Raw genomic sequence first — 16,012 nt, forward strand, 5'->3', positions numbered from 1 at the left:
AACCTTCTGGCCCTGCCGATTTTGCGGAAGGGACTGCAAAAGTACACGTTAGCTCCGGATTTTAAAAATACCGGCCGTCTTTTCTAGATTTCGCTGTACTACCCGCCGATAGAACTGGAAAATGTTTATTTTTGGTTTCTGCCTGCCCAGTGCTTATTCCGCCCCTGTTGTGCTTCCTATGACCCGTACGGCTACTCTATTCAGTATTTTATGCTTGTTGATAGGGACGCTGGCCTACGGTGCGACTATTACGCTTTTTCAGGCCACGTTTGATGGCAGCAACGTGCGCGTGGAGTGGGAAGTGACCAGCGAAACCGGCGTGCAGACCTACGACCTGTGGCGCAAGGCCAACAACGAGCCTTCGTTCACGCACATGACCACGGTGCAGCCCAGCAGCCAGCGCCGCTACCTCTACCTCGACTCCAACGTGTACCGCGGTACCAATGGCGCGGGCCCCTTCACCTACCGTCTGACGGTGCGTACCTCCGCCGGCGACCAGAACTACACAACCGTCCTGAACACGACGCCCAGCGCCGTGCAGCGCTCCTGGGGCAGTATCAAATCGATGTTCCGCTAGCCGTGCGCAGGTGACATAGTGAGATGGTGCGCTAATCAGACCGGCCCCAAGCCGGTTTTTTTGTGTCCGTATCTTTGGCCGGCGGCTCACGCCAAGACCTTGCAGCTTCACCTTTCACTCTTGCACCGCATGCGAATCTGTTTTGCTACCAACAATGAGCACAAGCTCACCGAAGTCCGGGCCCTGCTGCCGGCCAGCATCGAGCTGGTAAGCCTGCGCGACATTGGCTGCCACGAGGAGCTGCCCGAAACCCAGGACACCCTGGCCGGCAATGCCCGCCAGAAAGCGGAGTACGTGTGGCAGCACTACCAGACCTCCTGCTTCGCCGACGACACCGGGCTGGAAGTGGCCGCGCTGGGCGGGGAGCCGGGCGTGTACTCGGCCCGCTACGCCGGCCCCCAACGCTCGGCCGCCGACAACGTGGCCAAGCTGCTGCGGGAGCTGAACGGCAAAGCTGACCGCCAGGCCGACTTCCGGACGGTTATCGCGCTGGTCCTGCCCGGTGGGGTAGTGCACGAGTTTGCCGGCGCCGTGGCGGGCCAGATAACGCAGGACGTGCGCGGCGTGGATGGCTTCGGCTACGACCCGGTTTTTCAGCCCGAAGGCCATACAGTAACCTTCGCGGAAATGACGCTGGCCGAGAAAAACACGCTGAGTCACCGGGCGCGGGCCGTAGGCAAGCTGGTAGACTTTCTGCAGGCGCTGGACGGCGAAAAAGTAACAAAAGCGTAATTATTCGGGCCTGCTACGGCCGAAAAACGCCGTGGCCCAAGTCATTTTGTTACTTTTGCAGGGTTGGCCCTGTCGGTACGGGCCATTTCCCACCCCCATGCAACATCCTTTTATCGTCGGTATTACGGGCGGCAGCGCCTCGGGCAAAACCACCTTTCTGCGCCGCCTGCTGGCCTCGTTTCCTGAAGAAGATATCTGCCTGATTTCGCAGGACAACTACTACCACCCGCGCGAAAGCCAGCAGATTGATGTAAACGGCGTCACCAATTTCGACCTGCCCGCCTCCATCGACTCGGCGGCTTACGCGGCCGACGTGCTGCAGATCAGCCAGGGCAAGGAAGTGCGCCGCCAGGAGTACACCTTCAACAACCCCAACGTGACGCCCGCCGAGCTGGTCTTCCGGCCCGCTCCCATCGTCGTGGTGGAAGGCATCTTCGTGTTTTACTTCGAGGAAGTAGCCAAGCTGCTTGACCTGAAAGTCTACATCGATGCCCGGGAGCATGTGAAGCTGCAGCGCCGCATCGTGCGCGACCGGGACGAGCGGGGCTACGACCTAGAGGACGTGCTCTACCGCTATACCAACCACGTAGCGCCTACTTACGAGAAGTATATCAAGCCTTTCAAGCAGGACGCCGACATTGTGATTCCCAACAACCGGCACTTCGACCGGGGCCTGGAGGTGCTGGTTTCTTTTCTGCAAACCAAGGTAGCCGCCGCCAAAAAATAGCACTTCGCCGTTGACCATATCAGCCTTGGCTGGCTCCAGAACGGAGCTGGTCAAGGCTTTTTTGGGCTGGTTGCTTTCTTGGGGGCACCAGCCACCGGAAAGTAAGGTTTGAACCTTTAGCTGGGCTGAAAAGAGCTGGGCGCTACGGATTATACTACTGTTTGTTAGCCTTTCGCCCCTTAATCTGCTCGGTTTGCCTTGCCCGCGCTGCCGGGTTTGGCTATATTTGTAGCCATTGCTTTGAGAATGTCGGTCTTTATCTCCCACTTTTTGCCTCGCCTGCGCTTCACGCTGCTCACAGCTACCCTGCTGTTTGTGCTCGCGCTGAACCACCAGGCCGTTGCCACCTTCCGGATTCCGGTGGGCAAGGAAACGCGCGTGGGTGCGGGGCCCAAGGCGGCGCTGGTAAAGCAAAAAGTAACCCTGGAAGCCACTTCCCCCCTGGCGTTGTGGCTGGCTCCGGCCCTTGATATATGGCAGCCCGGCGTTGAGCCGCTGGTGTGGCCCCGGCAGCAGCGGCGCCTGGCCGTTTTGCAGCCCCGGCCCAGTGCCATCCCCGATTTATTCCGTTCCCGGCTGCTGCTGGCAGCTCTGTCGCCGCACGCTCCGTAGCGCAGGCTGGCCCCATTGCGCGGCTCCCGGTAGCCGGCGTGCTTTTGCAAGTGCAGTAGACTCGTGCGTGGCAGCCCAGACTGCCTGATCCGGATTGCTTTTTCCCGAATCCATTTTATTTTCTCTCAATGCGTAATAAAGGACTTATTATCGCGCTTACGGTCGTCGTTACGGCTTTGTGCGCGTACTTTCTCTTCTTCACCTACATCTCACGCGGGGTGCAGCAGGATGCCGTAAGGTATGCCTCCAAGAGCGGTAAGCTCGACGAGCGCCAGCGCCAGCACTACCTCGACTCGGTGTGGCGGGCGCCGGTATTCGGCCCCTATACCTACCGCGACGTGCGCGCCTCAGAGCTGGGCCTCGGCCTTGATTTGAAAGGTGGCATGCACGTAACGCTGGAGGTTTCGCCCGTGGAAATCGTGCGGGCTATGTCGGGCAACTCGAAGGATGTAAACTTCAACAAGGCGCTCGTGCAAGCCCAGGAGCTGCAGAAGACCAACCCCTCGACGCCGTTCACGGCTCTGTTTGCCCAGGCCTACCGCACCATTGCTCCCAACGACCGGCTGGCGCGAATCTTCGCCAACACGACCAACAAGAGCCGTGGTATCGACATCAACTCGACCAACGAGAAGGTAATTGCTGCCATCGACAAGGAAGAGGAAGAAGCCATTGAACGCTCGTTCAACATTCTGCGCACCCGCGTGGATAAGTTCGGGGTAAACCAGCCCAACATCCAGCGGGTGAAAGGCACGGGCCGCATTCAGATTGAGCTACCTGGCGTCGACAACCCCGACCGGGTACGCAAGCTACTCCAGGGCCAGGCCAAGCTCGAGTTCTGGGAAGTATGGCGCACGGATGAGTTCGGCCCCTACTTCAACCAGCTCAACGAAGTGCTGACGGCCAAAGAAGCCACCGACAAGCTGAACGGCACCGCCGCTGCTCCCGCTGCCGCTACCACCACCGACACTACCGCTACGGCCGCTACTACGGCCGCCGGCGACTCTTCTTCGCTGGCCAGCCAGTTGGCTAAAAAGAAGCCTGCCACTGCTGCTGCCGACTCGGCTAACCCGCAGCAGGGCAACGCGCTGGCCAAACTCTTCACCATGCCCGGTGCCCTGGGCTCGAACGTGCGTGATACGGCCCGCGTGAACTCGATGCTGAAAATGCCCGAAGTTCGCGCCGTACTGCCCCCCAACCTGACGTTCCTGTGGGGTGTGAAGCCCGACGTAATCGAAGGCCAGGAATACCTGCAGCTCTACGCTATCCGCAAAGGCCGCGAGGCCGTAGCTCCTCTCGGCGGCGAAGTAGTATCGGATGCCCGCCAGGACTACGACCAGGGTGGTCGTCCGGAGGTATCGATGCAGATGAACCCCTCGGGCGCCAAGAAGTGGCAGCGTTTGACGGCCGCCAACATTGGCCGTCAGGTTGCCATCGTACTCGACGACTACGTGTACTCGGCTCCGGTGGTGCAGGCTGAAATTGCCGGTGGCAACTCCAGCATTTCGGGCAACTTCTCCATTGAAGAAGCCCAGGACTTGGGTAACGTACTGAAAGCCGGTAAGCTGCCCGCTCCTACCCGCATCGTGGAAGAAGCCGTAGTAGGTCCGTCGCTCGGGCAGGAAGCCATCAACCAGGGCTTGTACTCGTCGTTGGCTGGCCTGGTGCTGATTATGGTGTTTATGGCCCTCTACTACGGTAAGGCCGGCCTGGTGGCTGACGCCGCGCTGCTCTTCAACGGCTTCCTGATTCTGGGCGTTCTGGCCCAGTTCGGCACGGCCCTCACCCTGCCCGGTATTGCCGGTCTGGTGCTGACCTTCGGTATGGCTGTTGATGCCAACGTACTGATCTTCGAGCGGATCCGGGAGGAACTCGACCACGGCCTGACCGTGAAAGATGCCATCAACAAGGGCTATGCCCGCGCTTTTTCGGCCATCTTCGACTCCAACGTAACGACGATGCTGATTGCCGTTATCCTGGGCTTCTTCGGTACGGGCCCCGTGCAGAACTTCGCCATTACGCTGGGTATCGGCGTACTGACCTCGTTCCTGTCGGCCGTGTTCGTGTCGCGCATGATTATCGAGTGGCTGACCAAAAACAAGGAAACTACCAGCATTACCTTCAGCACGCCGATTTCACGCCACCTGTTTAAGGGCATGAACTTCGACATCGTGGGCAAGCGCAAGATTGCCTACATCGCCTCGACTGTCTTCATCATCATCGGCTTCGTGCTGATGGCCGTACAGGGTGGTCCTAATCTGGGCGTTGACTTCCGCGGTGGCCGCAGCTACGTGGTTGATTTCAACAAGGCCGAGGTTGCTTCCGACGTGAAAGAGTCGCTGGCTGATGACTTCAAGGGTGCCGGTACCGAGGTAAAAACCTTCGGCGCGGCTAACCGTCTGCGCATCACGACCGGCTACCTGGCCGAGGATGAAAGCACCGCCGCTGACGAGAAAGTGCAGAACGCCTTGCTCGCCGGCCTGAAGCAGTACGGCGCCGACAACCCTCAGATCAAGAGTACCTCGAAAGTAGGCGCTACCATTGCCGACGACATCAAGAAGACTTCGGTGCTGAGCCTGGGCCTAACCCTGCTGGGTATCTTCGTGTACGTGTTGTTCCGCTTCGAAAAGTGGCAGTACTCGATGGCCGCCGTTATTGCCCTCTTCCACGATGCCCTGCTGGTTATTGCCGCTTACCCCATTGCCCGTCTGTTCGGTTTGAACTACGAAATGGACCAAATCTTCGTGGCCGCCGTGCTGACCATCATCGGCTTCTCGATGAACGACACCGTGGTTATCTACGACCGGATCCGGGAATATCTGCGCGAGAACCCCAACCTGACCTTTGCGCAGGTAGTAAACCCCGCCCTGAACAGCACCTTCTCGCGTACCATGATTACGTTTACCACGGTATTCCTGGTAGTAATCGTGCTCTACATCTTCGGTGGTGAGACGCTCCGCTCGTTCTCCTTCGCCATGATTGTGGGTATCATCTTCGGTACGTACTCGTCGCTGTTCATTGCCACGCCGATTATCCTCGACACTTACGGCCGCAAGGAGGCCCGGGAGCGTGGCACGACCACCTCGACGGTTATTTCCGACGCCGACGCGCCCAAGCTGTCGACCACGGTTCAGTAAAGACTATAGATTCCTCCGGAGTTTTCGGGGGAATCGGATTTCGCGCATCATTGAAAAAGCCTGACCTCACCGGTCAGGCTTTTTTTGTTGCCCTGATTCCACTGCTTATCAATCATTTACTACCTTTTATTTTCCTGAGGCAACCATTTGCCGGGAGCTGCCGAGTCGTTGGATATAACCCCCGATGCCGTGCCCCATACCGACCACGACCCCGAGATGCTTACCGCCCTGCTGGCTGGTTGCCGCCGGGCGGAGCGCGACGCGCAGCGGCAGCTGTATGGGCTGTATTACAGCTTTGGCATGAGCATTTGCCTGCGCTACACCCGCACCCGCGACGAAGCTATGGAAGCCGTAAACGACGGGTTTATGAAGGTTTTTCGCGACGTGAGCCGCTTCGACGTGGCCCGGCACGAGGTCAGCGGCTCGTTTCGGGGCTGGCTCAAGCGCATCATGATTCACACGGCCATCGACCATTACCGCGCCCAGGAAAAACACCAGCATCAGCAGGAACTCAGCGAGGCGGTGTATATGGAGGCCGACACCGGCAACCCGGCCCTGGACGACCTTTCTTACGAGGAGCTTCTTCACCTGATTCAGCAGCTTTCCCCCGCCTACCGCACCGTGTTCAACCTCTATGTCATCGATGGCTACACCCACGAGGAGGTGAGCAGCCAGCTGGGCATCTCGGTGGGTGCTTCCAAATCAAACCTGTCAAAGGCGCGCGCCCACCTCAAGTATATTCTTAAAAAAACTAGTCACCATGCGTACGCCGGATATGTCGGATGAAGAACTGGACGCGCTGTTTCAGCGGGGCGCCGAGAACTATCCCGACGAACACAACCTCAGCGCCTGGCTGCAGATGGAGCGGAAGCTGGACGCGGCCGCCGCCGAGCAGCTCGTGCGGCAGCGGGTGCTACGCATGGTTGCGCTGGAAGCGGTGTTGCTGCTAGTGGCCTTGCTGGTGTGGTTCGGCGTTTTTGCCCCTTCCGCGCTTCCGCCCCTGGCTTCCGCTACGCTTACTTCTCCTTCGGCCCGGCAGCTGGAGCAGACTATTGCGGCCCGGCGCCAAACCGCCTTGCCGGCTGCCGCGACTAACCGGCCGACCCCGGCTCGTGAGCCGGCGGCAGCGCCCGTAGCTCCCCTGGTAGCCGCGGACGTAGCCAGCACCAGCATGCCTGCCAGTGCTTCGCTTCCCACGCCAACTACCCAGATACTGCGCTACGAGCATGAAAACCTCACCCGGCCCCGGCGGAAGCAGCTTCTTGCAGCCCTGCCGGTAAACCCAGGCCGCCAACCAGCGGTGGGCTTCCAACACGAGGTGCGCGCCGCTGTCCGCCCGGCTTCGGCGGCCCCTGCCGCTGTACAGGCATCAGAGGCTTCCGGCGGGGCTGTTTCTTCGCAGCACCCCTCCCCAACCCAATTTTCGCTCGGCGTTGTCAACCCTATTTCCCCTACGCTTGAGCATGCGGCCAGTTTACTTCCGGGAAGTGGCCAAGGCATATCAATACGTGAGAATTCTCCTGTACCGCCAGCTTCAGCGGCGGCACCGGCCGAAACGGTAGCTCCCGAAGCAGCTGTTGCAGCAGCTGCGCGGCCAGGTAGTGAGCCCCTACCCGACCGTACTTCGGGAGCCACCCAGCCGGATTCAACGGCTCCGGCCGCTTCCGCAGTAGCCACCAATTCCGCTATAGCCGCTTCGTCGGCGCTGCCGGCTGACTCCAGCAGGGAGAAAGCACCTCGCGCCAGGCCGGCTTACCGCCTCAGCATCGGGGTGCTGTATGCGCCGGAGCTAAGTGCAGTAGGCTGGGCCAACGGCCCGGGCCTGGGTAGCAACCTGGGCGTGCAGCTCGAATACCGCCTCACCGACCGGCTGCGCCTTACTGCCGCCGCCCTTCGCTCGGTGAAACGCTACGCCGCCCGCGGCAGCGACTACCACCCTCCGACCGGCTACTGGACCAACAACCACGATTACACCATCAACCAGGTGGATGCCGTGTGCCGCATCACGGATGTGCCCCTCAACCTGCGCTACGATGCGCTGCGCCGCCCAAATGCCGCCGCCTTTGCTTCCATCGGCCTTTCCACGCTGCTCATGCGCAACGAGCAGTACCGCTACGCCTACGAATACTACGGCAAGCCCGCCGAGCGTACCTGGAGCCTAGCTAAGGGCTCGAATCACTACCTGAGCGTGCTGAACCTGTCGGTGGGCTACGAGCACAGGCTGCCGGGGCGCTGGTCGGTGCAGGGGGAGCCGTTCATGAAGATTCCGCTGGGAGGCGTGGGCTTCGGTAAGGTGAAGCTCAGCAGCGCCGGCGTGTTTTTGGGCCTCAAATATAACCTGCTCCCCACTGCCCCGGACCCGCGCTAAGCCGCTCCGGCACCCGTTTTCCACCTTTTTTCTGTCTGTATGCTACGCCCAGTACTTTTTCTGGTTGGCGGACTGACTATGCTCAGCAGTTGCGCCTACGACAACGCGGAGGAGCTGCTGGAAAAGCAGCCTACGCCCGCGTGTGATGTGGCCGCCACAACCTACAGCGGCACTATTTCCCCCCTTCTGGCCCAGCACTGCCGCACCTGCCACAACTCACGGCTGCCATCGGGCAACGTCAATCTGGACACCTACGCCCAGGTGAAAGTGTACGCCGACAATGGCCTGCTGGTGGGCGTCACGAGCCACGCTGACGGCTTCGACCCCATGCCCCAGGGCCAGCCCAAGCTCTCGGACTGCGACTTGGCCCGCATCCGGAAGTGGGCCGAGGATAAAGCCCCTAACAACTGACTAATTGCTATGAAAACGCTATTTCTGTTTCTACTCAGTATGCTGGTGCTGCCCGGGGCGTGGGCCCAGGGCAAATACTCGACCCGCACCGGGCTGATCAGCTTTTTCTCCGGCACTCCCATCGAGGATATCGAGGCCCGCAGCACCCAGGCCGCCGGCGTGCTGGACGCCACCACCGGCCAGGTTGCTTTCAGCGTGCCCATGAAGTCCTTTGTGTTCAGGCGCACCCTGATGCAGGAGCATTTCAACGAGAACTACGTCGAGTCGGATAAATACCCCAAAGCCACTTTCGCGGGTACCATCGTGGGGTTTCAGCCGGGGCCGCTGGCGGCAGGCGGGGCTCAGAGCGTGCAGGTGGAAGGCGACCTGACCATTCACGGCGTGAAGCGGCGGGTGAAGGTGCCGGGCAGGCTGGAGCGGCAAAACAACCGCCTGCTCATCAAATCCACATTTACAGTGGCCCCGGCCGATTACAACATTGAGATTCCGGCTCTGGTCCGCGACAATATTGCCAAATCGGTGGCCGTCACGGTGAACTTTGCCTGTGAGCCCGCTACGCCACCCCAAACCTCGTTTTCCCGATGAGCCGCTTCCACTGTTTCCTCCTGGCCAGCCTCGGCGCTGTTGCTGGGCTGAGCACTACGCCGACCCAGGCCCAGGACAATCTGCTGCGGGAGCTGGAAACAACCACCGACAGCACCCGCCGCGCCGCGCCGGACTTGGTGCAGGCCACCTTCAAAGGCACGCATATCATCAATGCGCAGTCGGTGGAAACGCCGGGGGAGGGCACGCTGCTGTTCCTGATTCAGCACCGCTTCGGTACGCTCAACAGTGGAGCCTACAATTTCTTCGGCCTCGACCAGGCCGTGCTGCGCCTGAGCTTCGAGTATGGCCTCACCGACCGGCTAACGGCGGGCCTGGGCCGCAGCTCCCAGGACAAAACCTTCGACGGCTTCCTCAAATACAAAGCCCTGCGGCAAAGTACCGGGGCCCACGCCATGCCCGTTTCCGTGACGCTGCTCACCAGTGCGGCCCTTACGGCGCTGCGGTTTCGGGAGCCGGAACGCACGCCGCGCACCCGTCTGGCCTATACCTACCAGGCGCTCATTGCCCGCAAATTTAGCCCGGCGCTGTCGGTACAGCTTATGCCCACGCTTATTCACCGCAACTTCGTGGACACCCGGCGCGACCAGAACGACGTGTACGCCATGGGCGCGGCCTTCCGGCAAAAGCTCACCAAGCGCTTGGCTTTCACGGCCGACTATTTCTACCTGCTGCCCGGCGCCACCGCCGACGATATGCGTAACGCCCTGGGCCTGGGCGTCGACATCGAAACCGGCGGGCATATCTTCCAGCTGCACTTCACCAACGCCCAAGGCATGATGGAGAAGCTCTTCGTGACTCAAACCACCGGCAACTTCTTCGACGGCGACATCTACTTTGGCTTCAACGTGAGCCGGGCCTTCACTGTAAAAAGCCGGTGAAGCCATTCAAAAGACTTCCCCCCTCAGCACTGCCCACACTGTAGGGAACTTGAAATAGAATTTTACTTTCCTTCAGAATTTATGGCGCACAAAAAAGCCCGGCTACTGCTAGCCGGGCTTTTTCTATATCAAGCAGGAAGCCGCTTATACCGTAATGCCTTCGGCTACAACTTCGGTTACTTCGGGCACCATGCGCTTGAGCAGGTTTTCGATGCCGGACTTCAGCGTCACGGTTGCCGAGGGACAGCCCGAGCACGAGCCCTGCAGGTTCACCGTCACCACGCCTTGCTTGTAGGAGCGGAAGGTGATGTTGCCACCATCCTGCTCCACGGCGGGGCGCACGTAGTTTTCGAGCAGGTCGATAACCTTCTGGCTGATCTGCTGGTCCTGCTCCGAGGCGTCGCCGGTTGCGGCGGCGTGCTGGGCGGCCTTCTGCTCAGCGGCGGGGTCGACGGTGAAAATAGGCCCACCGGCTTCCACGTACGACTTGAGGAAGGTGCGCAGCTCGGGGATGAGGTGCGTCCAGGTCAGGTCCGAGGTTTTGGTGATGGTAACAAAGTTGGCGGCAATGAACACGCGGCCTACGTAGTCGAAGTTGAACAACTCCTGGGCCAGCGGCGAGTTGGCAGCCGCTTCCACATTCGGATAATCCACGCTCACCCCTTCGCTTAGCAGCTGGGTGTTGAGCACGAATTTCATGGATTCGGGGTTGGGGCTGGCTTCGGCGTAAATGGAAACCGGCGCAGCAGGAGCAGTGAGTGAATCAGCCATGTTTGAAAGACTTGGAGACGATAGAGAAAACGCACAAATGGCGTTGTTGTAGAGAACAACAGCGGCGGTAAAACCGTGCCACCGGCTATATGTTCCAAAGGTACGCAAGTAGCCGCATTTTTGGTCCGGGCACCCCGGCCCGACTTTGGGCGCCGCGCCACAGGCAATCAGCTACTTGCCGGGCCTTATACCTTATTAGCGCGGGCGCGCAGCACCATATCGGCCAGCACCAGGTTGGTCATGGCATCCACGATGGGCACGGCGCGGGGCAGCACGCAGGGGTCGTGCCGGCCTTTGCCGGCCAGCGTTATTTCCTCACCCTGGTCGTTGATGGTGGTTTGCGGCTGCAGAATAGTGGCTACGGGCTTAAAGGCCACCCGGAAGTAAACATCCTGCCCGTTGCTGATGCCGCCCTGAATACCGCCCGAGTGGTTGGTACGGGTGCGCACGGTGCCCTGCTCGTCGGTGTAGAAAGCGTCGTTGTGCTCCGAGCCAAACAGCAGCGTGCCGGCAAAGCCGGAGCCGTACTCGAAGCCTTTCACGGCGTTGATGCTCAGCATGGCCTTGCCCAGCTCGGCGTGCAGCTTATCAAATACCGGCTCACCGAGGCCAGCCGGCACGCCCAGTACCACGCCCGTCACCAGGCCGCCCACCGTGTCGTGCCGGTCGCGCACCTGCCGGATCAGCTCGGTCATCTGCTCAGCGGTTTCGGGGTGGGGGCAGCGCACCATGTTGCTGTCAATCAGACCCAGGTCGAGCTGCTCGTAGCCCACCGGCACGGCCACGGCCCCTACCTGTGACACATAGCTAAGCGCCCTGATGCCCTGCTGAGCCAGAAACTGCGCCGCCACGGCGCCGGCGGCTACGCGGGCGGCCGTTTCCCGGGCCGAGCTGCGGCCCCCGCCGCGGTAGTCGCGCCGGCCGTACTTCTGGTCGTAGGTGTAGTCGGCGTGCGAGGGGCGGTAGGCGTGCTCGATGTGGGAGTAGTCGTGGCTGGCCTGGTCCTGGTTGCGGATAAACAGGCCGATGGGCGTGCCCGTGGTATGCCCCTCAAATAGGCCCGACAGCACTTCTACCTGGTCGGCCTCGCGGCGCGGCGTCGTCAGCTCCGACTGCCCCGGCCGGCGCCGGTCCAGCGCCGCCTGAATGGTAGCCACATCCACCGCAATGCCCGCCGGGCAGCCATCAATTACAACCCCAATACCGGGGCCGTGCGACTCGCCGAAGGTGGTGATGCGAAACAAGGTACCAAACGTATTCATAGCTAAAAGAATCAGTTCTAGAGCTGCAAAGGAACCGCAAAAACTTGAGTTCAGTGGCCGGGTGGGCCCGTAAGCCACAAATTAATGGAATCGGGCACTACGGCCGAGCTTCCGGGGCCACTGCGGTTAGTGGCGGTGGCCACTGCGCCACCAGCCAAAAACGGCCAGCGCGCCCAGCGCCAGCAGAATATAATTGGCGTAGCGCAGCACTTCGGTATAAGCGTCGCGCTGTTGCAGCGTGTTATCGGCCGACTCCAGCATTTCCTGGTAAAAAGGGTCGTCGCGGCGGGCATTGAAAGCGGTGCTGCTGGCCGCACCTTTCACCTGGGGCCGCACTTCGGGCCGCAACGTGTCGTAGCGGGCCGTGGCGGGGTTGAAGAAAACGAGCGAGAATATGCTGTCGAGGGCCAGCACGCCGGGGCGCCGGACAATGAGCCGGTACTGAAACTGCTTGGTGCCGCCCACGCGGCCGGCCTGGCGCGTAATGCCGGTTTCGGTGTCGGGGCCATACACTTCTATGCCGGCCGACAGCTGCGGTACGGGGGCGGCCAGCGCGGCCAGGTTGCCTTCGCCTTCTACCCGAAAGGAGTAGGTAAAAGCCTGTCCCGTGCGGAAGCTGGTGCGGTTGATGGCCTCGCGCAGGTGGTAGTCGCCCACGGGCACCTGGTCGCGCAGGGGGTGGGGCGGCAGGGGCTTCACGCTGATGGTGCGGGCGACGGTGCGGTAGGTTTTGAACCCTTCCATGCGGTTGTCGAGGCCGGCTTCGGGCTTTTTGGCTACCCGGTACTTCACCATCTGCAGCGGAATTTCCGGAAACGTGAGCGGCTGCGTGTTCAGCGGGTAATACTCGGCTTCGTAGAGGCGGTAGCGCAGGTAGGTTTTACCGCCCGCCACCACGGTTTCGGGCACTATTTCCTGCTCGTTGAAGGGCTCCTCCCAGGCCGTGCGCTGCCGCAGCAGCTGCAGAATCTCGGGCAGCTGCCCCCCGAAGTTATAGAAGCTGAGCAGACCCTGGTCGGCGGGCGTCAGGTAGAAGTACAGGCCGATATGCACGCCTTCCCCGACGAAGACGGTCGTTTTATCGGGTACCAGCGCCAAAAAGGCATTGTCCTGGGGTTCTACGAACTCCTGGGGCTTGGGCTTGCCGAAAAGCTTATCGAGCAGCCCCAGCCCTTGGATGGGCGCCGCCCCGGGGGCCGGGCTGGGCGCGGCGGCGGGCTGAGGCTGCACCTGCAGCTTGCCCCCGGCCGAGCGGATGGTCAGCCCGTTGACGGTCATCGTGAAGGGCTTGAGCTCGAACTCCCCTTCGCCGTAAGCCGCGTAGCGCTGGGTGATGGTCAGCTCCGTGGAGGTCTGCCCGCCGACAATTCGCGTGGTAGTCGTGCTCGACTTGCTGCTTTTCTTGAAGCCTTCGATGTCGGGAAAGGCCGAATACCGCTCCAGAGCCGCCCCGCGCAGCCGAAAGCCAATGGTAAAGTACTCGTTGACCGGAAACGTAGTCCGGCCCAGCACGATGTCGGCCTGGGCTTCCGCTGCCGACTGCGCCCGCAGCGGGGGGCATACGTCCGCCAGCAGCAGTAGCAACAGCACAAAGAATCTACGCAGGGTGGCTGGCATTCAAAGAAAATCAAGGAAAGCAAAGCTACGCAAAAACGCACCCCGTACCGCGCAAATGCCCTTCTGCGCCTACCTGGCCCGGCTATATACTTATTAGCATATAAATAAAATTCCGGACAATAACAATCCAACTTGTCTACGGTGCCGTAAATCAAGCCAAACCTCAACAATATTTCTGGTTGCTCCCGGCAAAAAACGGCTTTCCAGTCGTGCTGGCAGCGCTTTGCCTTTACTTTCCTTTTCACCCTAATCTATTCCTCCCATGTCCAAAATCATCAACTCCAGCGGAGAAGAGGCTGATTTCACCAAGCCCCTGTACGTTCCGATCAAAAGACGCTCGTTCTTCATGTACGCCGGCGCTACGGCGGGTGCTACCGCACTGCTGCTTTCCGGCTGCAACGACGATGACGACGCTGGCGTAACGCCCGAGGGCACTGTGAATGTAGGCTCGGGCAGCGTGGGCGTGCTCAACTATGCCTATGCTCTGGAGCAGCTGGAAGCCGGTTTCTACACCGCCCTGCGGGATGGCACCTACTACAAGGGCCTGATGGCCGGCAGCGCTGAGAAGCAAATTCTGGACGACCTCTACTACCACGAAGTCATTCACCGCGAGTTTTTCAAGGCCGCTCTCACCCGCGACGCGGCTTCGGCCATGATTCGCTCGGATCTGCAGCCTAATTTCGACGGCATCGACTTCAACGCCCGGGTAACGGCCGCCGGTTCGGCCAAGCTGGGCGTGCTGAATGCGGCCAAAGCTTTCGAGGACCTGGGCGTAGCTGCCTACAACGGCGCCGGCCGCTTTATTGCGACCGACACCGCGGGCCTGAACTACCTGGTGGCCGCCGGCAAAATCGTTTCGGTGGAAGCCCGGCACGCGGCCCTGATCCGGGACTTGGTATCGGAAGGCTCGTTTGTAGATTCCGACGTGGTGCGCATCGGCACCGACGGTCTGGAAATCTCTAAGACGCCCGCTGAGGTAGTGGCCACGGCCAACCTGTTTCTGAAAGAGGGCTCCAAGCTCAACGTTTCGGGTCTTGTATAAGGCGCTGTCGCCACTTTCTCCTATCTAAACTTCGCCTTTCGTATGAACTTCTTCCATATCCTCTCCGAAATCGAGAAAACTGACCCCGAGGTTTTCGAACGCTTCGATTCTCGCCGTCAAGTGTTCAAACACCTGACCGGCTTCGGCAAAAAAATGACGGCGGCTACTCTGCCGCTGGCCCTGACGGCCATCTTCAACAAAGCCTACGCTCAGACCACCTCGGCCCCGTCCGTTACCGACGTGCTCCGGTTTGCCCTGAAGCTGGAATACCTGGAAGCCTACTTCTACAACCTGGCCCTGCAGGGCGACGGTACTATCGTAGTGGGTAGCGGCACCGGCAACACGGCCATCACGCCGACTCAGACGACCTTCCGCGCTCTGTTCAGCGCCACCAACCTCTCGTCGCTGACCAAAATCCGGACCGACGAGAACAACCACGTGAACTTCCTGCGGACAGCACTCGCCTCCAATGTCATTCCGGCTCCCGCAGTTTCGGATTTTGACTACACGGGTGGTAAAGGCTCGGGCACTGGTCCTTTCACCGGCGTGTTCACTAACCCCGCTATTTTCCTGGCGGTAGCTCAGTCGTTGGAAGACACCGGCGTGCGAGCCTACAAAGGCGGTGCTCCTTACCTGGCTTCCAACAAAGACGTGCTGACGGCGGCGCTCAATATCCACTCGGTGGAAGCCCGCCACGCCGCCCGCCTGCGCACCATGCGCCGGGCTGGCGCGGCCAACAACGCGGCTTCTGGTGTAGCGGCTAACGCCACAAACACCTCTGCATCGCCCAAGAGCTGGATTTCCGGCCAGGACGGCGGTGGAGCTTCCCCCGCCCAGACGGCCCCAATCTATGCCGCTGGCTCCTTGCCAGCTGGTACGCCCGCAGGCATCACCTTCCCCGCCGAAGACAACGTAGTGCAGGGTCCAAACGGCACTCAGCCGGGTGTAAACCTGCAAACGGCGCTGGCTTCGCTCAACTTCCCGGCCGCTGCCTTCTCGGAGGCCTTCGACGAGCCGCTGGACGTGCCGACCGTGTCAGCTATTGCCAACACGTTCGTGAGAAACGGCGCAACTATCTTCTAGGTCTTTCAGATTCTGACTTAGCAAAAAGGACAGCAGAAATGCTGTCCTTTTTTTTTGTCCGGGGTCTGCGGACCGGGTATGCAACCCGGCGGCGCGTATCCGGCTCCTGTTCTTGGCGCATCCGGGTTTATCGGAGTACCTTTGTCAAAGCTGCTTTCTCGCGAAGGCGGCTGTATCCTTTCCGCTGGCGTA

The 16,012-nt window shown here is 60.6% G+C and carries 15 protein-coding genes; 12 read left to right on the top strand and 3 right to left on the bottom strand.

Going from position 1 to position 16,012, the window contains the following annotated elements; genetic code table 11:
- The first annotated feature begins 217 nt into the window (after positions 1 to 217).
- The 10 genes from LGH70_RS00530 (at position 218) to LGH70_RS00575 (ending at position 10,045) form a co-directional block, all read left to right on the top strand.
- A complete protein-coding gene (locus tag LGH70_RS00530; protein WP_226181664.1) occupies positions 218 to 577 on the top strand; it encodes a hypothetical protein in 360 nt (119 codons plus the stop codon).
- 129 nt (positions 578 to 706) lie between these two features.
- A complete protein-coding gene (locus LGH70_RS00535) occupies positions 707 to 1,309 on the top strand; it encodes a non-canonical purine NTP diphosphatase (RefSeq protein WP_226181665.1) in 603 nt (200 codons plus the stop codon).
- Positions 1,310 to 1,406: 97 nt separating this feature from the next.
- On the top strand, positions 1,407 to 2,036 hold the full coding sequence (locus LGH70_RS00540) for a uridine kinase family protein (protein WP_226181667.1): 630 nt from the start codon (positions 1,407 to 1,409) through the stop codon (positions 2,034 to 2,036).
- A gap of 246 nt (positions 2,037 to 2,282) precedes the next feature.
- On the top strand, positions 2,283 to 2,648 hold the full coding sequence (locus LGH70_RS00545; protein WP_226181669.1) for a hypothetical protein: 366 nt from the start codon (positions 2,283 to 2,285) through the stop codon (positions 2,646 to 2,648).
- A 128-nt stretch (positions 2,649 to 2,776) separates the two neighbouring features.
- Complete coding sequence (gene secDF / locus LGH70_RS00550) at positions 2,777 to 5,782, top strand: protein translocase subunit SecDF (protein WP_226181671.1); 3,006 nt, start codon at positions 2,777 to 2,779, stop codon at positions 5,780 to 5,782.
- 147 nt (positions 5,783 to 5,929) lie between these two features.
- On the top strand, positions 5,930 to 6,568 hold the full coding sequence (locus LGH70_RS00555; RefSeq protein ID WP_226181673.1) for an RNA polymerase sigma factor: 639 nt from the start codon (positions 5,930 to 5,932) through the stop codon (positions 6,566 to 6,568).
- The gene (locus LGH70_RS00560) at positions 6,543 to 8,150 is read left to right on the top strand and encodes a porin family protein (RefSeq protein ID WP_226181675.1); all 1,608 of its coding nucleotides are present in this window, start codon (positions 6,543 to 6,545) and stop codon (positions 8,148 to 8,150) included. The genes LGH70_RS00555 and LGH70_RS00560 overlap by 26 nt, the downstream gene beginning before the upstream one ends.
- Before the next feature lie 39 nt (positions 8,151 to 8,189).
- Complete coding sequence (locus tag LGH70_RS00565; RefSeq protein WP_226181676.1) at positions 8,190 to 8,561, top strand: hypothetical protein; 372 nt, start codon at positions 8,190 to 8,192, stop codon at positions 8,559 to 8,561.
- A gap of 9 nt (positions 8,562 to 8,570) precedes the next feature.
- A complete protein-coding gene (locus tag LGH70_RS00570) occupies positions 8,571 to 9,146 on the top strand; it encodes a YceI family protein (RefSeq protein ID WP_226181677.1) in 576 nt (191 codons plus the stop codon).
- Positions 9,143 to 10,045 carry a DUF5777 family beta-barrel protein gene (locus LGH70_RS00575; protein ID WP_226181678.1) on the top strand — a complete coding sequence of 301 codons (903 nt, stop codon included), beginning with the start codon at positions 9,143 to 9,145 and terminating at the stop codon, positions 10,043 to 10,045. Before LGH70_RS00570 ends, LGH70_RS00575 begins: the two co-directional genes overlap by 4 nt.
- 144 nt (positions 10,046 to 10,189) lie before the next feature.
- Here the strand turns inward: LGH70_RS00575 and LGH70_RS00580 are convergent, their stop codons facing one another.
- The 3 genes from LGH70_RS00580 to LGH70_RS00590 all read right to left on the bottom strand — a co-directional run bounded on the left by LGH70_RS00580 (position 10,190) and on the right by LGH70_RS00590 (position 13,695).
- A complete protein-coding gene (locus LGH70_RS00580; RefSeq protein WP_226181679.1) occupies positions 10,190 to 10,816 on the bottom strand; it encodes a NifU family protein in 627 nt (208 codons plus the stop codon).
- A gap of 185 nt (positions 10,817 to 11,001) precedes the next feature.
- The gene (gene aroC, locus LGH70_RS00585) at positions 11,002 to 12,078 is read right to left on the bottom strand and encodes a chorismate synthase (RefSeq protein ID WP_226181680.1); all 1,077 of its coding nucleotides are present in this window, start codon (positions 12,076 to 12,078) and stop codon (positions 11,002 to 11,004) included.
- 126 nt (positions 12,079 to 12,204) lie between these two features.
- Positions 12,205 to 13,695 carry a BatD family protein gene (locus tag LGH70_RS00590; protein WP_226181681.1) on the bottom strand — a complete coding sequence of 497 codons (1,491 nt, stop codon included), beginning with the start codon at positions 13,693 to 13,695 and terminating at the stop codon, positions 12,205 to 12,207.
- A gap of 262 nt (positions 13,696 to 13,957) precedes the next feature.
- Here LGH70_RS00590 and LGH70_RS00595 point away from each other — a divergent pair, with 262 nt between their 5' ends.
- Entirely contained in the window at positions 13,958 to 14,737 is a 780-nt protein-coding gene (locus LGH70_RS00595) for a ferritin-like domain-containing protein (protein ID WP_226181682.1), read from the top strand.
- A gap of 42 nt (positions 14,738 to 14,779) precedes the next feature.
- Positions 14,780 to 15,820 (top strand): ferritin-like domain-containing protein, encoded by a 1,041-nt coding sequence (locus tag LGH70_RS00600; RefSeq protein WP_226181683.1) that lies wholly within the window; start codon positions 14,780 to 14,782, stop codon positions 15,818 to 15,820.
- The last annotated feature ends 192 nt before the right edge of the window (positions 15,821 to 16,012 follow it).

Source organism: Hymenobacter nitidus, assembly GCF_020447315.1.
GTDB lineage: Bacteria > Bacteroidota > Bacteroidia > Cytophagales > Hymenobacteraceae > Hymenobacter > Hymenobacter nitidus.